Source organism: Mesorhizobium sp. M7A.F.Ca.US.007.01.2.1 (assembly GCF_003998165.1).
GTDB lineage: Bacteria > Pseudomonadota > Alphaproteobacteria > Rhizobiales > Rhizobiaceae > Mesorhizobium > Mesorhizobium ciceri.
In genome coordinates this window covers 15,471-34,624 of the sequence record NZ_RZQP01000048.1, presented here as the reverse complement: position 1 = coordinate 34,624, position 19,154 = coordinate 15,471, and the positions used below count along the sequence as shown (strand labels likewise).

The following is a 19,154-nucleotide window of genomic DNA, read 5'->3' as shown; positions in this document are numbered from 1 at the left end:
GTCATCGCTTTCCGCGAAGCCGGCGAGCGGCCCCGTCTGCGGCGAAACATAGCCCAGGCGGATCTTGGCGCCTTGCGCGATGGCCGGCGTCGCCAGGCGCGAACCGGCGAGCGCCAGGCCTGTCGCCGCCGAGGCTTTCAGTAGGCTGCGTCTTGTGATCATGTTTGGTTCCTCCCTCTTGTTTTGTTCTCAGTCCCCCGGACGGCGTCCCTCCCACGCCGCCTGAAGGAGTTCCCTTATCGATCCCGGATCAATCGGCCTTGGATTCGCATAGGCATTCTTCACCGCGATTGCCGCCGCGCGGTCGAGATCGGCCTCCTCGATGCCGATCGCCTTCAGGCTCAGCGGAGAGCCGACCGACTGTGCGAAATCCCAGAGCCCGCCGCCCGCCGAACCACCACCGAATGCCTCAGCGATCGGGCGCAGCAGATCGGGCACCGCCGCTTCGTTGAAGGCGGTCGTGTAGGGCAGCAGGATGGCGTGGGTTTCGGCGTGCGGCGTGTCGAACGAGCCGCCGAAGACGTGCGCCAGCTTGTGATGCAGCGCCATCGAGACATAGCCGAGTGCGGTCGAGCAGCACCACGCCGCATAGAGCGCCTGCGTCCGCGCCGCGCGATCCTGCGGATTGCCGATCAACCTTGGAATGCCTTCCCGGAAGGCAACCATGGCATCCCTGCACATCAGCACGATGACCGGATTGCGATCGGGGGCATACAAGGCTTCCATCGCATGAGCGATCGCGTTCATCGCCGAGGTTACGGTGAGATTTACCGGCAGGCTCAGTGTCAGATCGACGTCGTAGATCACCGTCTCTGGGCGAATGTCCGGCGAGCGGCGGGTGGTCTTCTCGCCGGCTGCCGTCTCGCCGAGTATGTCGGTCATTTCCGAGCCGGCATAGGTGGTGGGAATGACCACCTGGTCGGCGCCCGTGCGCACGGCAATGGCCTTGCCGAGCCCAGTGGTCGAGCCGCCGCCGAGGCTGACGACCGCCGAAGCGCCACTGCCGCGGAAGGTATCGATGGCCTTTTCCGTGACCTCGACAGGGGTATGCATGACCGCGCCGGCAAAGATCCCGGCGGCGAGGCCACCAAGGCTTGCGGCCAGCCTTTCCGCATCGCCCTTCTGATGCGGCGTCGAAAGCACCATCACCTTTTCATGGCCGAGCCGCCGGACTTCCTCCTCGACGCGAGCCATGGTGCCGGCACCGAAGACCACCCGTGTCGTCAGGCCCGGAAAGGTGAAGCTGTCCATCATCGCGCCGCCTCCATGCGCGGGCCACGCCCGGCCGCGAGGTCGTCGAGGATAGTGCCCAGCATGGCAATCTCGGCGTCCGAGACCTCATGGCCGCGGCCCGGGAACAGATCGGCCCGCAGGCTCGCGCCAATCCGGCCCAGCGATTGCGCGGCATCGGCAAACGCCGAGACCGGTATCCACGGATCGGCATCACCACCGGAAAGATAAATCGGCATTCCGGCCGGCGCCGCCTCGGATCTTTCGTCCGCCGGAACGCCGACACGGCAGCCCGTGAAGGCCGCCAAAGCGTCCGGCGGCGGCAGCCCCGCACAGAGATATTCGATCGAGAGACACGCCCCTTGCGAGAAGCCCGCGAGAAGCAGCGGCAGTCCGGGCAGTTCGGCACGCGCCGCAACCATTGCGGCCGCAAGGTGGTCGAGCGCGTCAGAGAGCTGCGCGCGGGCGACCGACGTCAACGGGTCGACGGCACGCGCCTCCCACCACATGCCGTGCGGCGCGCGCGGCAGGATGAAGGCCACGGCCGACGCGGAAAGCCGCGACAGCACATGGGACTGCATCTCTTCGGGCGATTGGCCGCGGCCGTGGACGAAGACGCAAATCGCCTTAGCCTCCGGGCCTCTTGGCCCAAGCCGGAGCGGACCGCTGCCTGAACTCACGCGAAATCCGCCTGTTCCAGGCCGGCCTGCAATTCGCTCTCGCGGTCCTTGAACCAAGGCGGGAAGACCAGCGTCTTGCCGATCTGGCCCGGAGGCTCGTCCTTGGCCCAGCCTTCCGGCGTGGTCCAGGCAATTTCGAACAGCGCGCCGCCGGGCGAGCGGACATAACAGGACTTGAAGTAGTTGCGGTCCTTCTGCTCCGATATGTCCGTGAAGCCGAGGCCCTCGATATGAGCGCGCAGCTTCAACTGGTTCTCTTCGTCGCCGGTGTTGAGGGCGAGGTGGTGGATCGTGCCTCCCGCCAGAGTCCAGGTGCCCTGCGGGCTGTCGCGGTCGACAATGACCTCCACGCGCTGTGCGACGCCGGCCGCATCCGGCACGCGGAACACGAGCCCCTCGTGGTCGTCGGCCTCTTTCTCCATCGGCAATGCGATGGTCAGGAAGTCGTCCATGGCGGTGCGGTCCATCACCGCCACCACGGCGCCGTAGATTCCCTTGATGCCGTGGGCCTTGCCGATGCCCTGCGCCTCGTTGGTGATGGGCGCGCGGGGATCCCTGTCGCTTTCCACCAGCTCATGCGGGATGCCGCAGGGATGTGCGAAAGCCGCACGGTCGGCGCCAAAACGGGTGATCTTGATGGCCTCGATGCCGCGCGCATTCAACCGGTCGACCCAGAAATCCGCGGCGCCCCTGGGGATCGACTGCATGATGGTGCGCGACTGATTGGACCCGCGGCGGCCATAGACGCCCGGCTTGCGGAACGGGAAGGTGGTGATGATCGTCGACGCATCGCCATTGGGCGAGCCGTAATAGAGGTGGTAGACCGGGATGACGCCGTCGAACAAGACGGTGCGCTTCACCGAATGCAGGCCGAGCGCCTTGGTATAGAAATCAAAATCTTCCTGAGCGCTGTCGGTCGAGAGCGTCAAATGGTGGTAGCCGCTGATACGTGCCATCGGTCATCTCCTCCCAGAGGTTTCGGTATCGCTCCGCCGCTGCGGGCAGAGCACGAGGTTGAGGTCGAGCGCGTGCTTGCGTTTTCCTCCATTGGGCGGCAGCGCGCGGAACTCGGCCATGAGTTCGGGTTTGACCCCGAAGATGGCATCCCGGCCGATCGCAGGGTCCGACCGGTCGAAGATGTGGGTCGTCAGCGTCTCGAAGCCCTCCGCCGAGACGCGAAAATGGATATGGGCCGGCCGCTCAAGGCCAAGGCCCAGCGCTGACATCAATTGACCGACCGGTCCGTCCGACGGCAGCGTGTAGCCCTTCGGCTTCACCGTCGTGAAGCGGAACCGTCCCTGCGGATCGGTACGGAAGCGTCCGCGCAGATTGAATTCCGGCTGGCGGTCGGGTTCCTGGTTCTCGTAGAGACCCTCGGCATTGGCCTGCCAGATCTCGACCGTCGCATCGCCGACCCCCGCGCCGTCGAGCGCGACGATGCGGCCCGCGACCTCCAGCGGCTCGCCCTTGTGATCGCGCGAGATGTTCGCGCCGGGTGGCATCTCCGGCACGTCGGCCCGGTAGAAGGGCCCGGCCAGGGTGTTTGGTGTCGCTCCGGCGGGGCGCGGGCTGTTCTGATCCTCGATCAGCGAAGACACGCCCAGGACGTCGGCGAACAGCACCCATTCCTGGCGCCGCGCATCGGCGTAGTGGCCAACCTCGGTCAGAAAATCGATCGCCTGGCGGAATTCCTCGCCGGAGGGCCGCAACTCCACGATTAGCGCGTGCAAACCATCCACGGCTGCCTGCGCCGCCGCCGCCAGGCGGGACTGGCCCATTGCCGTCAGGCGCCGCGAGAATTCCTCGGCCTGCGTCGATATCGCCTTGGGGGACTCATCCCGCTTCGGGTCGTGCTGGCCGTGCATTCCGCCGGGGCCTCCCTTCCCCTTGCCAAGCGGGATAGCACGGCCCGACGCGATGCTTGATGAGATGTGACGTCCCTTGTATAGCGTTTTGCTATGAAGCTGAACGAGCGCCACCTCATGCAGCTCGCCGCGGTGCTGGATGCCGGCGGCGTGTCGGAAGGAGCCGCCATGCTGGGCTTGACCCAGCCGGCGGTCAGCCGATCCCTGGCCATGCTGGAGGCGCGGGTGGGTGAGCCGCTGTTCCTCAAGGGCCGCCGGCCGCTGCAGGCGACGCCGCTCGGCTTCCAGCTGGCGGCGCAGGGCCGCACGATCATCACCGCGTCGCGCAAGGCGTCGGATGCGGTGCAGGGCTTCATGAAAGGCACCAAAGGTGTCGTCCGTGTCGGCGGCGTGCCGTTCTTCATGGACGCGATGATCAGCCGGATGATCGGAGAATTCCAGAAGCTCGAACCCGAGGTCACCGTTCAGCAGAGCTATATGAACCTGCCCGAGATGGTCGCGGCGCTGGACAGCAACCAGATCGACCTCGGCATCGTGCCGATCGGCGTGCTCGACCTTGGTCCCGGCTTCGAATTCACCGAAATCCTGCCCGGACGCAATGTCGTGGCTTGCCGGCCCGATCATCCCCTGCTGCGAAATCGCCGCCTCAGGGCGCATGACCTGACCAGCTTTCCCTGGGTGGCTCCCCTGCCCGGCTCTCCGCTGATGTCGGACCTGCAGATGATCCTGATGAGCATCGGCATGTCGGACCTGAACATCCGCTATTCGGGAGGCTCGCTGATGAGCGTGATCAACTTCCTTGCCGAAACCGATGCGTTGGCCGTGCTGCCATTCTCCGTAGTCTTCGCGCAGCGCAAGGAGAGCCGGGTTACGGTGCTGCCCTATGAAATCCCGCAGCCCAGCCGCTCACTCGGTATCCTTCGCCGGGTCAGCGGACCACGCTCACCGGCGGCAGAGCGCTTCGCGGGCCACGTCACGACCGCCTTCGAAAACCTGAAGCACATCATCAAACGGCATGAGAATGCCGTTGTCTGGGGACGGTAAACCAGCCTCGCTATTCGAATGATGCGGTAGCGTCACACAACGCGCATGTTTCCTCCAGCCGGAGGCGCTTCATCCCCGCGTCGCCGGTTAGGCTCGACGGCCGCCCGCCCCCAAAAGCCGTCGGGCCGCCAGAAATCCCGATATCCTATTGGTCACGCCCTCCTCCACCTCGCCATCACTGCGTAAACGCTTTGGACATCTGATCCGCAAAGGGTTTCAACAGATAAGACCAGACATTGCGTTCGTCGGTGCGGATATGAACCTCGGCGGGCATACCTGGCCTCAGCACCTTCGCTTCGGTCAGGCAGCTTGATTTGCTTTCAACCTTGATACGCGCCGAAAAATAGGAAAGCTGACGTTGCGGGTCTTTAATCAGATCTGCCGAGATGTGTTTCACTGACCCTTGGCAGACCGGAGTGGTTCCCACGTCGAACGCCGGAAAACGGATCGACACCGGCTGCCCAGGCCGGACGTCGTCGACCCGCGACGGAGGGATCAGCGCGTCCACCACAAGATCGTCGGTATCAGGTACGATGGTCATAAGCATCTCGCCAGGCGCGATAACGCCGCCGACGGTATGGACAGCCGATTCCTGTATCGTTCCGGACTGTGGCGCGCGGATCGTTGTCTTGGTCAGTTCATCCTGCGCCACAATCCTCCGTTCGTTGAGTTCGGTCTGCTTGGCTTCCGTCTCGCGGAGTTCGGTCGTCACGTCGGTGCGCCTTTGGTCATCCAGCTGCAGCATCTGCAACCCCGTTTCGCTGATGCGCGCCTGGGCTTCAGCTACTGCTGCAGCGAGGCGCCCCGATTCTCCCCTGGCCCGGGTGGCATCCAACTTGATGTTGCTTACCCTCTCCTTGGAGACGAGTTTTTTGGCGTAGAGGGAATCAACGTCGGCGAAATCCTTGCTCAGCAGGGCAACCGATTCATCCACCGCGCTCTGTTGCGCTTTAAGACCGTCGATCTGACGTTCAAGTTGCTGGGATTGGCTTCTCAGCTGTGCCTTCTGTCCAGCCAAAGCCGAAGAGCGCGTTTCAAAGAGAGCGCGTTCGCCGTTGACGAGCGCAGCCAGCTCCGGTTGGTTCATTCGCGCTTTCAGGCCGACCGGCAGCTGCATTTCCGCCAAGCCCGTGCGCTCGGCCTCCAGCCGGGCGAGGCGAACGGTCGCGCGATCGAGATCCTCGCTGATGATTTGCAGGTTCGCGCGTGTCAGCGTGTCATCCAGCCTGACCAGCACGTCGCCGGCTCGCACATGATCTCCGTCCTGCGCGAAGATCCCGCCCACTGTTCCTCCGGTTTGATGCTGGACCTTCTTGACGTTGCTTTCTACCACCACGGTGGCCGGTGCAACCACGGCGCCGGCGATCTTGGTCAATCCCAGCCACAGGCCGCCGCCGAGGACCAGCAGACCTGTAATCACCAAGCCGAATATCAGGTTGGCCCGTATACCGTCCGGCAGATCTGGCGAGCTCACGGCAGGTCCTTTGCTGCCACGAAGGGTCCGGGCATAGGACGAGAAGGTGACGAATGTTTCGAGCAGAGCCTCATGCATGCCCGGCAACCCCCGGTATCGGCGCCAAAGAAGATGGCCGAGGTGAAACAGGCGGTGAAGGTCGGAGCACGTTCGCCAAGACCTCCTCGCGCGAGCCAAAGGCATGAACCGTCCCGTTCGACATAACCAGCACCTGATCGATGTTGGCGAGTGCCGAGGGACGATGCGCAACGACAATGACGATGCCCCCGCGCTGACGCACTGCCCGTATGGCGCCGGCCAGGGCAGCGTCTCCATCCACGTCGAGGTTCGAGTTCGGTTCGTCGAGCACGACAAGGAACGGCTCGCCATAAAGTGCTCGGGCGAGACCCACGAGTTGCCTCTGCCCTGCCGACAGGGCCGCTCCCCCCTCCCCGATGCGGGTCTGAAATCCCTGAGGGAGTTGCATGATCATTTTCTCGACGCCGGCGGCTCTTGCCGCCGCAAGGACGCCTTTTGGATCCGTCTTGCCTCGGAACCTCGAAATGTTGTCTGCTACCGTGCCGTCAAACAACTCCACATCCTGCGGCATGTAGCCGATATGGGCGCCGAGATGTTCCGAGTTCCATTGATCGAGAGAGGCGCCGTCCAATCTCACCGAGCCATGGAGCGGCTTCCACACCCCGACCAACGAACGGGCCAGCGTCGTCTTGCCGGAGCCGCTCGGGCCGACGACGGCCATTCCAGCCCCCCTCGACAGGTGGAAACTTACATTTACAACGGTCGGTCTTGTCAGGCCGGGCGGCGCGACTGTCAGTTGCTCGACGGCAAATCGTGCCTGTGGACGAGGCAATTCCATCGGATCGTCCTGACTGCCAAATGCAGCCATGACAGCTGCCAGCTCGCTATAGCTGCGCCGGGTCGATAGAAAACCTCTCCAGTTTGCAATCGCCGCGTCAACTGGGGCCAAGGCCCGGCCGAGCAATATGGAAGATGCGATAATCACCCCAGGAGAAGCTTCACCGCCGATGACCAGGTAAGCACCGAGCCCCAGAACGCCGGATTGCAGACCCATGCGAAGCGCCTTCGAGAAGGAACTGGCGCCACCGACGACATCCGAGAGGCGCTCCTGCTGACCAAGATATGCGCGGCTGACGTCGCTCCAGCGTCGAGCCAGTCGACCAGAAAGCCCCATTGCATGAACAACCTCGGCGTTGCGCCGGGCGGAGTCGGCAAGCGCCCGTTGCGACGACAAGTCTTCGGAGGCGCGCGCGGCCGGACCACGGCTAAAGACTTCCGCAACCGCCGTCAGGAGGACCACGGCGATCGCGCCGACGGTTGCCAACAAGCCGAGCAAAGGATGGAGCAAATAAATGATCACCAGATAAAAAGGGATCCACGGAGCGTCGAAGATGACCGTCGGTCCCGTTCCGGAAAGAAAGCCGCGCAGTCGGTCAAGATCGTGCAAAGGCTGCAAGCGGCCCGCATCACGTCCTGCCTTGAGCGGCAAGGACAGGGAGATGGAGAACACCTTTTCCTGCAAATTTCTATAGAGAAGACTGCCGATGCGGACCAGCACGCGAAGCCGCACGAAATCCAGGAGCCCGTAGACCGCATACAAGCCCAGCATGCCGATCGTGAACCCCACCAGGGTTGGAACGCTCTGCGACGGCAGAACGCGATCGTAGATCTGCAACATATAGACCGAACCGGTCAGGGCGAGAATGTTTATCACTGCCGAGAACAGCGCCACGCCAAGCAGCCCAGGCATGCAGGCGAGAATGGCGGAACGCAGCTCGGGAGAACCGGCCCCCGATGTTTTCATGACCAGCGGTCGTTCGCGCGACACTGCCGCGCCATTACTTCCGTAAATTGTGATGGCTCAAACCTTTCTTGGTGCGCATAGCAGCCGCTATCCGTCCCCCCCCTTATTACGCTCTGCTTACATACGTCGACTTTGAGGAAAATGCAGCGGATTCGTGGCGCAGGACCAACGAAACGCGACCCGCAGCGTGCACAGGCTGGGGATAACTCCCCCAAAAAACGGCAATTCACGCTAGTAACGCAGTCCAGAATGGAACACGCAAAAGGGGCTTATGTCCTTGCTTCCACACACTTTCAAAGACGCCACGGTCGTTGACACAAAATACCTGATGCGGAGCAACAACTTAGATCAATCAAACCTTTTGTCGTTCTGTATTCTGTATTTGATCTCGTCCCGATACACCAATCACCCGAGCAGACCATCAGTCTCCCAGACTTCCAGAGGCGGCAAATTGACGACCGTCAGGCCGGCACGCCGGATCGTCATTCAAACGGAGGAGGACGGTGATCGAGCCTGACGTATTGTGGTTTAACGCATGCGCAGGGATGGCGACTGGAGGGCTCGTTCACCTCGGGGCGCTGGCCGACGGGTTCGACCGGCCCCATCTGTGACGGCTGCCAACCTGCCCAAGGAGGCGGATCGCGCCTTCGCCATCGTCGTTATCAGAGCGGACGCCGCGTTAGCCGTGCGTTATCCGCGTAGTGGGGTGTTGCGTGGAAAAGAAGTATCGGAAATTAAGAAGAGCTGTCTGGGAAACGATATATAGGGTCAGCTTGATAACCCCGAATTTCTACGTTCTGAACTACCCCATAGCAGCAGCGGGATTCTTTAACGGGAACAACAGGTTCCCAAGACGGGTTTCCAGTCAATCGGCTACGATAAATGATTTTATATTTGACAGAATGATACGAAATAGATGGGGATACCTGGAGAAGATTTGCGTTGATAAGCATTATGCTAAGTACATAGCTAGTGGAATCGCAGGCCTTAAAATCCCAAAGACGATCTCTGTATTCAAGATAGATAGAAATACGACGGCAGATGATATTTTACTTTGGATCCAGCCTTTCCTCGGACGTCATTTCGAGATGAAGCCGACCCATTCCTCTGGAAAAATTATATTCCTCGACAAACCGCTCAATAGGAAAACTCTAGAGGAATTCTTAAATTTCTCTAAGAGATCGTACTTTAATATTGGACGAGAGACACAATATTATAAAATGGAAAAGAAATTAATTGTCGAAGACAACATTTCTACTGGCGGCGAATTAAGTGACTACAAATTCTTTTGCGTTCGCGGCAAGGCAATTTATCTTCAGGTCGACGTCGGTAGATTTGTTGATCATAAAAGGGCTGTCTTTTCTCTTCCGGATTTTAAGCAGATTGATGTCATGTATGGTTATGACCTACCAGAAAACGTAGAAAGGCCGGGAAATCTCGAAAAAATGATCGAGATCGCGGAAACGATATCTAGGGATGTTGAGTTTGTCAGGGTCGATTTGTACAGCATTAACGGTGACATATATTTTGGAGAGATGACTTTTTCTCCATGCGCTGGATCGGATCATATTTCAAATGAGAGTTGGGCCATCGATTTTTTAAATAGGATCAAAGCAGAAAGTGCTCCTAAAGCAGCGATAGGTGGCCGCTTCACGCCGCAAGCGGCACGATCTTTCGACCATCAAGTTGGCGGGTGAGCCGCGAGGGCGTCAGCGCAAGCCTCGGTTCATGTGCCGAGGCACCCCCAATTGGCTTTCCCCTAGTTGGGGATAACCCGGTCGGGAAAGGCGGATATTTCCCAATCACGCGGCTCAACAATGAGCCGGATGAGAGGGGCTTATGTTGTTGTTGCGGCACTGTTTTAAAAGACTTCGGTTGACCGAAGAGGAACATCTCCTGCTGTGCAGCAATCCTGTCGGCGATCAAAGATTCTATCCAGCGGGTGTCGTATTTGATTTGGGCCTAATATGCGCCGTCAACTAAGCAGACGTGGGGCATAACCGAATCAACCAAAGGATTTTTGGATGACACTCCACTACGCGTCCGGTGGATCAGCCGCCGAGATCGCAACCGCCGGATTCAATCTGGCTGATGTTCAGTACGTTTCGCAAGTCAATGCCTTGCCGGATGGCATGAAAGGCTTGGTTTATCTCGGTGAGCACGACGGAGTAACTTCGTCTTTCATTGATAAAGTCACTCCCTTCATAGGTAATCCAAATGTGTTCGGGTTTTACCTTAGCGACGAGCCTGATCCGACAGGCAAGTGGGGCAGCTACGCAACCGCTGCAAACCTAAAGGCGGAATCCGACTGGATTCATTCTCATGTTCCCGGCGCCAAGACCTTCATCACGATGATGAACTTGGGCACGGATGGCTCCCCGAGCTACATGAACCCGAACGACCCGGCCCACGCCGCTTACAATCCGGCGAATACGGGCATCGATTTCTACGGTATCGGCTATTACCCCATCAACAACACTTCGGCTCCCGACTACACCCATATCGACAAGATGGTTGCGGCTGCCGGTGAAGCAGGCATCCCGATTGACAAGATCGTCCCGCTTTACCAGGCGTTCGGTGGTGGCAACTGGGAAACCAGCGCTGGCGGCAAGTTTGTCATGCCCACCGCTGCCCAGGAGCAGGCCATGATTGATCGTTGGGCCGCACTGGTTCCGTCGCCGGCCTTTGACTATACCTATAAATGGGGAACGCAGAATGGCGACACCGCGCTTGAAAGCGCCTCGGAACTGAAAGCCTTTTTCCTCCAGCACAATCTCGAGGGCACCCATGCCCCGGTCTCGCCCCCGGTTAGTGATCCTGCCACGCCCCCGGTCAGTGATCCGGTCGGCACACCGACCACACCTCCTACTCACGTCGGCACCCCTGCTCCCACCGCGCCGGCCCCGTCGGGAAGCGATCATGTCTTCCATGGCACGCGCGGCGCAGACGTTTTCCACGCAACCAGGGGCAATGACAAATATCTCGTCAACAATGCTCATGACAAGGTTATGGAAGCGCCAAACGGGGGCTTCGACAAGGTCGCGGCCTCGGTGAGTTACGCTCTTACGGCGGGATCACATGTCGAGCAGCTCTCCACCGCCAATTCCGGTGGCAGGGCGTCCATTAACCTGACCGGCAACGAATTCGGTCAAGCCATCTATGGAAATGGCGGTGCCAACAAGATCAATGGCGGCGGTGGCGCCGACAAGATGACCGGCTATGGCGGCAATGACACCTATTACGTCGACAATGCCCACGACAAGGTGGTGGAGCAGAGAGGAAGCGGCCTCGACAAGGTTCTTGCCTCGGTGAGCTTCGCTCTTTCGGCTGGCTCGCACATCGAGCAACTCGCAACCACCAAGGCGTCCGGCAAGGCCGCCATCAATCTGACCGGCAACGAATTCGGACAGACCATTCACGGCAATGCCGGTAACAACAAGATCGACGGTGGCGGCGGGGCCGATACGTTGACCGGGCACGGGGGCAGAGATGCCTTCGTGTTCAGTACCGCCCTTGGTTCTGGAAACGTCGACAGGATCACTGATTTCAACAAAGCCCAGGACAAGATCCACCTCGACCATTCCATCTTTGCCGGTCTCGATCAGGGGGGCCTCTCGTCGGACGCTTTCTTTGCCGGCAAAGCGGCGCATGACAGTTCCGATCACATTATCTACAACAGTTCGACCGGAGCTCTTTCTTTCGACAGCGACGGCGTCGGAGGCGCAAACCAGATCCATTTCGCGAGCCTCTCTCCGCATCTGTCGATTACCGCATCGTCTTTCCTGGTCACCTGACGCTCCAGCGACGAATGCCTTAAAGGTCGGCGAGGTCTTGGTGCCTCGCCGACAGTCGTTTGGGCCGAGCGTCCGAACTTCGCGCCCATCAGCGAGCCGCGGAGTTCAGGTCCGCCACGCCTTACTCCAGCCACTCATCGTACCCACTTCAGGCAATGCCGTGGGGGCGTCCCGGTGAGACTGCGTCGGCAAGACAGGAGGGACATTAGCGCTCCCCACTGCGAGGGAATCTCGCCTCACTGGTCCTACCCCTTTCCAAACATCATGGTGTCATTCAAACGGACGAGGACAGGAACCCGGCCTCCCCATAGCGTGCACTCGGGCGGGATGCGCTCGTAGGTGATGAAACCGGGCCGTGGCAGCATCGAGAGCGTCAGTTACTCGATTGCCCGCCGTGTGCGCTGGGGAGAGGCAGATGAACCCACATCTGGTCTGCGTGGGAGGCGAGGATCACGCCTTGAGAGTTCCCTTCCTCATCGCGCTGCGAGAGAAAGGCTTTCGCGTTACGGCGGTCTCGAGCGGTTCTCCCGTACCGTTTTTAAGGCATGACATTTCGCATCACAGGTTCTCCTTCGACCGGTTTGCATCTGGCGGCGGGGAATGGCGTGCTCTCGGAACGATGCGCCGATTGATGCGGGAGCTTCGGCCCGACATCATCCAGAGTTTCGACACCAAGCCAAATCTGTTGACGCCCCTTTCCATGCGGGGAACAGTTCCGGTTATTCGCACCATCAACGGGCTGGGCTGGACGTTCTCATCTCTGGCGCCTCGCGCTTTGGCCCTGCGTCCGGTCTATTGCGCGCTGCAATGGCTCGCGTCTTCGTGGACGGCGGCGACCGTTTTCCAAAATCGTGATGACCAACTGTTCTTCGAGCGCTTTCGGCTGACCGGTCGCGGAAGCTCGCGACTGATACGCAGTTCCGGAATCGATGTCGATGCGTTCGCAACGGTGCGCCATCTCGGGTCCTCGGCAACGAAGATGCGTAGGGAACTCGGCCTCCAGTCCGCCGAAGTGGTGATCTTTGTCGGCCGCTTGACCCGTCAGAAGGGTGTGGGAACCCTCCTCGAGGCGGTTCCTCGCGTCGTGGCCGAAAGACCAGCAGCACGATTTGTGCTTGTCGGCCCGCGAGAATCCGAAGGCTCATTCGCAATCGACAAGTCCGAGATCGACCGGCACGCATCTCATGTGCTGGCCTTGGGTCCACGACGCGATGTCGCTGATCTCCTCGGCATGGCCGATGTATTCGCCTTTCCCACCCAGTATCGCGAAGGAGTACCGCGTGTGTTGCTGGAAGCGGGGCTTTCGGGACTGCCAATCGTGGCTTCCAGGATGCCAGGCTGCAGAGACGTCGTCGAAGACGGGTGGAATGGCTACCTGGTTGCACCGCATGACGCCGATGCCCTTGCCTCGCGAACAATAGACTTGCTGTCCGACCGCGCTGGGGCAAAGGCAATGGGCGTCCGTTCCGCTGAACTTGTGCGGGAGCGATTTGCCCTGCCGTTGGTGGTCGATCAGTACTGCGACCTGTACGAAAACACACTCCGCGCGGGGCTTCCGCGACCGCTCCCTGCTGTCGCACTTGAGGGCAGCCTCGCAGATCACCGGGGCGGAGCACGTCAATGATCCGGGACGCCTTGCTCGCCCTGGGAGTTGCGATGTCCTACGCGACGCAACTGGCCGTTCCGGGATTGCCGCTCGGCTATGGCGAATTGTTCATCGCGATCTGGATCGTTCTGGCGATTGGACGAATATTCGCCGGGGGTCGTCTCCAGGTCACACCCGCTTTTGTCCAACTGGCGAGCTTCTGGCTGATCTTGTCGCTGGCTTTGGGAATCGGCACGATCGTCGGCTACCTGACCACCGTCCTTTACTTGACCGGGCTGGTACATGACCTGATGGCCTACATGCTGCTGGCCGGCTTCACATGCCTGGCGGCCGCGGAGCCCGACGCCGATCGTCACCTTCGCCGCAGTGCCTGGTGGGTGATCGCCATCGCCAATGGAAGCTTCGTAATTCAGCTGGGATTGGCATTTGGGGTAGCCCACCAGCCCGGCGTCGACCCCTGGTTCTGGGACAGATTCCGTGGCTGGTCCGAGAACCCGAACCAACTTGCGCTCTATTGCGCGCTTTTTGGCCCCCTGGCTTTGCACCTTGCCACGACCACCCGTAACCCATGGCGCCGTTTGCTCGCATTCTCCAGCCTGATCCTGACCTTTTATGTCGGCCGGCTGACGAAGAGCGACACCTATCTCTACACCAGTATCCTGAGCTGCCTCGTCTTTCTCGGATTGCGGCTTCGTGCATGGATCGCAACAAGCGGTCGCGCCAGCCTGCCCCGCTTGTCAGCAATTGTGCTGTTGGCGGGTTCCTTGCCTTTAGCGCTGGCGATGACGCCCTACGCGCTCACCGAAGAGGCCAGCGTCGCCCATTTTGCCAAGAGCCTTACCAAGGACCAGGGTGGGGAAGCGACACTCGAAACGTTCGAACTCCGGCTCTATCTGTGGCAGGACGCGGTGGAAACGGGGTTGAAATCCGGGTCGCTGGGATTGGGCCCTGGGCCTCACCTCGAGCGCCCGCCCGTCGCCGACCGTCAATTTCTGCAGCGACCTTTCGAGGCCCATAATACCGTTCTTGACCTTTACCTGCAGGGCGGATTGCTTGCGGTGATGGCATTGGTCTGGATCGTGGGAGCCGCAATGTCGCTTGCCTGGCGAGCGGGATTCGACGCGCTGCTGGTGCTCGGTGCGTCGACGATAATCTTCAGCATGCCTCACCTGATCATCCGCCATCCGATCGTGTGGTTTTCGCTGGCTTTCTGCCTCGTTGCCGGAAATCCGACCGCACTTCGGCGGCAACTTGCCGAGCCCAGGGTGCCCTAAATGTGTGGGATCGCCGGAATTCTATTGGCTTCCGATGCCACAGACATAAAGCCGCTCCAAGCGATCGGGCGGATGACCGCATCGCTGCGTCACCGGGGCCCGGATGGCGAAGGGCTCTGGGCCGATCGCGAGGCTGGAATCGCATTGGGCCACAGGCGATTGGCAATTGTCGACCTGTCAGCCGCCGGGCACCAGCCGATGCATTCTGCCAGCGGCCGATACGTGATCACCTTCAACGGTGAGATATACAATTTTCGCGATTTACGTCGCGAACTTGAGGGTGCGGGCCAAACCTTTCAAGGCGCCAGCGACACCGAAGTGATGCTCAGCGCAATCGAGCATTGGGGGCTTGAAACCGCCCTCAAACGCTTTGCCGGAATGTTCGTGTTCGCATTGTGGGATCTGAAGACAAGAAGCCTTTATCTGGCCCGTGACAGGATGGGCAAAAAGCCCCTCTATGTTGCTTCGACCCGAGACGCATTGGTCTTCGCCTCTGAGCTGAAGGCGATCAACACCTTTCCGGGCTTCTCTCCCGACCTTGATCTTGATGCCGCGGCGGCAATGCTTTCAACGGGATGGGTGCCGGACCATCTCTGTATCTGGCGAGGCGTGTTCAAACTGCCGCCTGGTTCCGTCCTTTCCGTCACCGCGGCGAATTATGCCGAAGACCGCAGCGCGGACCGTCTTTCCCAACGCATTCACCGCTGGTGGTCACTGGCTGACGTTGCAGCCGATGGGCGACGGAACCCCGCTACCGGCACCGACGAAGATCTGGTTGACGAACTGGACAACCGGCTTCGGCTGGCCGTGCGGGAACGCATGATCGCCGACGTCCCTCTGGGTGGCTTCCTGTCGGGCGGGATCGACAGCTCAGCCGTGATCGCCCTGATGCAGGCTCAATCCTGCAAGCCGGTTCGCAGTTTCACGATCTCGTTCGCAGAGGGCGGCTTTGATGAAGCTCCATACGCAGCGGCCGTTGCCCGTCATCTGGGCACCGACCACTCCGAACTTCACCTCTCGCCCAGCGCCGCACGTGACGTCATTCCCGAGTTGCCGCAGGTCTGGGATGAACCCTTCGCCGATGAATCGCAGATACCGACCTTGCTCGTTGCCAGGCTCGCTCGTCAGCACGTCACCGTAGCGCTGTCGGGCGACGGCGGTGACGAATGCTTCGCAGGATACGGCCGCCACTTCATGGCGGAGCGGTTGAAACGACACCTGCGCCTGCCCCGACAACTGCGCCGAACCTTGGCGGCAGGGGCAGGCTTTTTCGCACGCGCAGGACGCGACGATGTCATCGGCAAACTGCCACTCTCTGCGAGCGCGAGGCATTTTATCCGGAGCGACCGGATGGAACGTCTCGCCCGGCTGCTCACGGCATCGAATGAAGACGAATTGTTTCAGCGGCTGGCGCGGCCACAGGCTGAAAACCTGGGACGTCAGCGGCCCACCGAACCAATCCACTGCCACGGCGGTCCGCCGCTTGACGACCTGCTCTCCCGTCTTCTGTGCGATGACATGGCGGGGTACTTGCCTGGCGATATCTTGGTGAAGCTGGACCGTGCCACTATGGCCAACAGCCTTGAGGGCCGGTGTCCTCTGCTTGACCACCGCGTTGTCGAATTCTCCTGGCGGCTGCCATCCAACATGAAAGTTCGTGATGGCGCCGGCAAATGGATTCTTCGTCAATTGCTACGCCGCTATCTCCCGCAGCACCTGATCGAGCGTCCGAAACAGGGCTTCGATGTCCCTATCGCAGCATGGCTGCGGGGTCCGCTGCGCAACTGGGCCAGCGATCTTCTCGCCGACATGCGAGCAGAAAGCAGTGACGTATTGGACGCTGCGAAGATCGACGCCTGCTGGCGCGATCACATTGATGGCCAGAACCGCTCGCGCGAATTGTGGTCCGCATTGATGTTCCAGGCCTGGCGGAGCCGAGCCAACCGGCAAGCACAGCAAACCGGCCCAATTCATGAACCCGATCTGGCAGGAGTATAAAATGGTAGGTTCCGCAATCAGCCCGATCCAGCTGCCACGGATCAATCAACCACCAGCACCGGTTCTCGAAGGCAGAGTGCACGTGCGGTCATTGCGCGAATATGTCGAGCCGGCCACCGCGTCGCACCAACTCTTCGTGATTCTGGCAAGGCGAAAATGGTCTATTGTTGCCTTCGCTGTGTTGGGCGGGCTGCTGGCGGGGTTGGTGGGAAGTCTTCGCCCGGTTCTCTACGAAGCAACTACTCAGCTTATCATCGACGCCCCATCGCGCGGTTCACTGCCCGTCGGCGCCCCGTCTTCGCAGGACCTCGTCGATTCAAGCATAGATGACCACATCACGATGCTATCGTCGCAAGACCATCTGCGCCGCGTCATGGCGGCACTGCGCAAGACAGGTGCGGCTGAAACCGGACAGGACAATTCCGCTAGCGGGAATTTCCGGCTTGAGCCGTCTGCCATCCCTCCCCCGAAGACACGCTCGCTTGCCGGTGGTCTACTGGACCGACTGTGGCCAGGAGCGGACAAAACAATCAGCGATTCACAGGCCGAGGATGCCTCCGAATTGAGAGCCTTGCGGCAAGGAATGCGGGTCGGGCAGGAGCTGCGATCGAGAGTAGTCTCCGTCGCTTTCGCCGATGACAGTCCCGAGCGGGCGGCGCTCGTGGCCAACACATTCGCTCAGGTCTATGTCGACAATCTGATAAGGAGAAGGCAGGCATCCGACCAGCAAGAACTCGATGCGATCACCACCAGCCTGCCCAGGCTGCAAAACGATCTGCAGGCAGCGGCCGACCGCCTTGAGAAATATCGGTTGAGCCACGGAGCCATCGACCAAGGCTCGGCGGACAATGCAGCCAGGGAACGGGCCGACCTCAGCCAGCAATTGTCGATGTCAAACGCAGATCTCGCCGCTGTGGAAACTCGGCTGCGACATGTTCAGGAGCTTCGAGCGCAGGGGGCTTCTTTCGTCTCCGTGGCCGAAGCCATTGGCGGGCCTGAACTTGCCGATCTCGCGGCTCGACAGGCTCGCGCGCCTGCGGACCAAGAACTCAGAAACCTGACCGAAAGCAAGGTCGAACAAGGCATCGACAAGATTGCTGCGGACGCAAACATTTTCCGTGCCCAGATCGCCACTCTTGAGAGCCGGAAGGCCATTTTGGATGCGGTCATGGCCGACACCGCCAGCCGGCTTTCCGGGTTGCGGGTTCTCGAGCCGCAGGTCAGTTTGCTGACCCAGCGATACAACGAACTTCTTGGCCGGCAACAGGATTTGACGCGGCGTATCGGAGTTCCCTCGGCTGGAATTTCCATCCTATCGGCGGCATGGCCGCCGACCATCCCGCAGACCTTGCCCGCCATCTTCCTTGTTCCGCCCGGGATGATTGTGTTCGCTATACTGGGCGCGATTTTCGTCACGATGCGCAATCACTTCGATCGGACTTTCCGCGGTGAGACCGAGGCGGAAGCGGTGCTCAAGGTTCCATGTATGGGGCAGATTCCCGAAGCAGGCAGGGTGCATGCCAAACGACTGCGAACCCTTGTCCTGGGCGAGCGCAGCTCCGCCTATAGCCGCGCCGTGACGTCGTTGCTGATTGCTGCGGCGCCCAATGCGCTGAGGGCTCGTTCGTCGTACACGGCGCTTGTCACCTCCAGCGTCCCGGAGGATGGGGGGACCGAGCTCGCATGGAGTCTGGCGCTGGCCGGCACGCGGATGGGCGGTCGTGTTCTCTTGATCGATCTTGAACGCAAGGGCGTTCAACTCACGCTCGAGTTCCTGCATCAGTTCAGCGAGCGCAAGAGCCGCCATTCCTTCGCTGACTATGTCTGCAATCGCAGCAACCTGGAAAACGCCGTGGCCAGTCTGCATGAAATCGGCATCGACGTGATGACCGCTGCTCCGTCGGACGATCTGCTGGCGGTGTTGTCCTGCGAGGATGGGGGCAAAGTGATGGCGGATCTGCACTTGACCTATCGCATCGTCATCATAAACCTGCCGTCGGCGCTCGGGCGGCCGGAAGCCAAATTTCTGGCTGGATGGGCTGATGCGGTGCTTTTTGCCGTCCGATGGAGGAAAACGCCACGTACCCTCGCTCGCGGGGTGCTGGAACTCCTTCAGGGCAACGGTTCTCTTGCGGTACCCGTCGGCAGCGTCCTCACGCAAGTGAACTTGAAAAAACATGCCGGATATCGGCTCGAGGATAGCGCCGACCTCTTGCGCGAGCAGATAGCATGACCAAGCACAGGCTCGTCCTTGGGCCGCGGACGATCCGGGTGCGGTTCATCCAGGGAGCGGCCCGGACGATTCAGGGTGCAGCCTGTCCGCAGAGCGCGTCATTCAGGTGAATGATGGCAAGGTTCGGTGTGCAT

Annotated in this window: 14 protein-coding genes; 7 read left to right on the top strand and 7 right to left on the bottom strand. The window is 60.6% G+C overall.

Annotated elements, in window-relative coordinates; all coding sequences use genetic code 11:
- The 5 genes from EN949_RS11815 to EN949_RS11795 all read right to left on the bottom strand — a co-directional run.
- The coding region (locus EN949_RS11815) for a twin-arginine translocation signal domain-containing protein (RefSeq protein WP_127371691.1) at window positions 1-162 on the bottom strand (162 nt) is incomplete at its 3' end.
- 27 nt (window positions 163-189) lie between these two features.
- Window positions 190-1,251, bottom strand: a complete 1,062-nt coding sequence (locus tag EN949_RS11810; RefSeq protein WP_063170176.1) for a maleylacetate reductase — start codon at window positions 1,249-1,251, stop codon at window positions 190-192.
- Window positions 1,251-1,910 carry a dienelactone hydrolase family protein gene (locus EN949_RS11805; protein WP_013533098.1) on the bottom strand — a complete coding sequence of 220 codons (660 nt, stop codon included), beginning with the start codon at window positions 1,908-1,910 and terminating at the stop codon, window positions 1,251-1,253. Before EN949_RS11805 ends, EN949_RS11810 begins: the two co-directional genes overlap by 1 nt.
- Window positions 1,907-2,866 (bottom strand): VOC family protein, encoded by a 960-nt coding sequence (locus EN949_RS11800; RefSeq protein ID WP_013533099.1) that lies wholly within the window; start codon window positions 2,864-2,866, stop codon window positions 1,907-1,909. The genes EN949_RS11805 and EN949_RS11800 overlap by 4 nt, the downstream gene beginning before the upstream one ends.
- 3 nt (window positions 2,867-2,869) lie before the next feature.
- Window positions 2,870-3,775, bottom strand: a complete 906-nt coding sequence (locus EN949_RS11795) for a dioxygenase (RefSeq protein ID WP_063167498.1) — start codon at window positions 3,773-3,775, stop codon at window positions 2,870-2,872.
- A 93-nt stretch (window positions 3,776-3,868) separates the two neighbouring features.
- Between EN949_RS11795 and EN949_RS11790 the strand changes: the two genes are divergently transcribed.
- Window positions 3,869-4,819 carry a LysR family transcriptional regulator gene (locus EN949_RS11790; RefSeq protein ID WP_013533101.1) on the top strand — a complete coding sequence of 317 codons (951 nt, stop codon included), beginning with the start codon at window positions 3,869-3,871 and terminating at the stop codon, window positions 4,817-4,819.
- A gap of 175 nt (window positions 4,820-4,994) precedes the next feature.
- Here EN949_RS11790 and EN949_RS11785 read toward each other — a convergent pair whose 3' ends face one another.
- Both EN949_RS11785 and EN949_RS11780 read right to left on the bottom strand, forming a co-directional pair.
- Complete coding sequence (locus EN949_RS11785; protein ID WP_013533102.1) at window positions 4,995-6,371, bottom strand: HlyD family type I secretion periplasmic adaptor subunit; 1,377 nt, start codon at window positions 6,369-6,371, stop codon at window positions 4,995-4,997.
- Window positions 6,364-8,115 carry a type I secretion system permease/ATPase gene (locus EN949_RS11780; protein WP_024502439.1) on the bottom strand — a complete coding sequence of 584 codons (1,752 nt, stop codon included), beginning with the start codon at window positions 8,113-8,115 and terminating at the stop codon, window positions 6,364-6,366. The genes EN949_RS11785 and EN949_RS11780 overlap by 8 nt, the downstream gene beginning before the upstream one ends.
- A gap of 713 nt (window positions 8,116-8,828) precedes the next feature.
- Between EN949_RS11780 and EN949_RS11775 the strand changes: the two genes are divergently transcribed.
- The 6 genes from EN949_RS11775 (at window position 8,829) to EN949_RS11750 (ending at window position 19,020) form a co-directional block, all read left to right on the top strand.
- The gene (locus EN949_RS11775; RefSeq protein WP_164782493.1) at window positions 8,829-9,812 is read left to right on the top strand and encodes an ATP-grasp fold amidoligase family protein; all 984 of its coding nucleotides are present in this window, start codon (window positions 8,829-8,831) and stop codon (window positions 9,810-9,812) included.
- Between the two features lie 327 nt (window positions 9,813-10,139).
- Complete coding sequence (locus EN949_RS11770) at window positions 10,140-11,909, top strand: calcium-binding protein (protein WP_024502436.1); 1,770 nt, start codon at window positions 10,140-10,142, stop codon at window positions 11,907-11,909.
- Window positions 11,910-12,324: 415 nt separating this feature from the next.
- The gene (locus tag EN949_RS11765; RefSeq protein ID WP_063167495.1) at window positions 12,325-13,533 is read left to right on the top strand and encodes a glycosyltransferase family 4 protein; all 1,209 of its coding nucleotides are present in this window, start codon (window positions 12,325-12,327) and stop codon (window positions 13,531-13,533) included.
- Window positions 13,530-14,789 (top strand): O-antigen ligase family protein, encoded by a 1,260-nt coding sequence (locus EN949_RS11760; RefSeq protein WP_013533107.1) that lies wholly within the window; start codon window positions 13,530-13,532, stop codon window positions 14,787-14,789. The genes EN949_RS11765 and EN949_RS11760 overlap by 4 nt, the downstream gene beginning before the upstream one ends.
- The gene (gene asnB, locus EN949_RS11755) at window positions 14,790-16,787 is read left to right on the top strand and encodes an asparagine synthase (glutamine-hydrolyzing) (protein ID WP_127366488.1); all 1,998 of its coding nucleotides are present in this window, start codon (window positions 14,790-14,792) and stop codon (window positions 16,785-16,787) included.
- Window positions 16,762-19,020, top strand: coding sequence for an exopolysaccharide transport family protein (locus tag EN949_RS11750; RefSeq protein WP_245472394.1), 2,259 nt, complete (start codon window positions 16,762-16,764; stop codon window positions 19,018-19,020). Before asnB ends, EN949_RS11750 begins: the two co-directional genes overlap by 26 nt.
- Window positions 19,021-19,154 lie beyond the last annotated feature (134 nt).

Coding starts and splice junctions, on each gene's coding strand:
- EN949_RS11810 (WP_063170176.1), bottom strand. CDS start 1,251: ATGGACAGCTTCACCTTTCCGGGCCTGACGACACGGGTGGTCTTCGGT.
- EN949_RS11800 (WP_013533099.1), bottom strand. CDS start 2,866: ATGGCACGTATCAGCGGCTACCACCATTTGACGCTCTCGACCGACAGC.
- EN949_RS11795 (WP_063167498.1), bottom strand. CDS start 3,775: ATGCACGGCCAGCACGACCCGAAGCGGGATGAGTCCCCCAAGGCGATA.
- EN949_RS11790 (WP_013533101.1), top strand. CDS start 3,869: ATGAAGCTGAACGAGCGCCACCTCATGCAGCTCGCCGCGGTGCTGGAT.
- EN949_RS11785 (WP_013533102.1), bottom strand. CDS start 6,371: ATGCATGAGGCTCTGCTCGAAACATTCGTCACCTTCTCGTCCTATGCC.
- EN949_RS11780 (WP_024502439.1), bottom strand. CDS start 8,115: ATGAAAACATCGGGGGCCGGTTCTCCCGAGCTGCGTTCCGCCATTCTC.
- EN949_RS11770 (WP_024502436.1), top strand. CDS start 10,140: ATGACACTCCACTACGCGTCCGGTGGATCAGCCGCCGAGATCGCAACC.
- EN949_RS11765 (WP_063167495.1), top strand. CDS start 12,325: ATGAACCCACATCTGGTCTGCGTGGGAGGCGAGGATCACGCCTTGAGA.
- EN949_RS11760 (WP_013533107.1), top strand. CDS start 13,530: ATGATCCGGGACGCCTTGCTCGCCCTGGGAGTTGCGATGTCCTACGCG.
- asnB (WP_127366488.1), top strand. CDS start 14,790: ATGTGTGGGATCGCCGGAATTCTATTGGCTTCCGATGCCACAGACATA.
- EN949_RS11750 (WP_245472394.1), top strand. CDS start 16,762: ATGAACCCGATCTGGCAGGAGTATAAAATGGTAGGTTCCGCAATCAGC.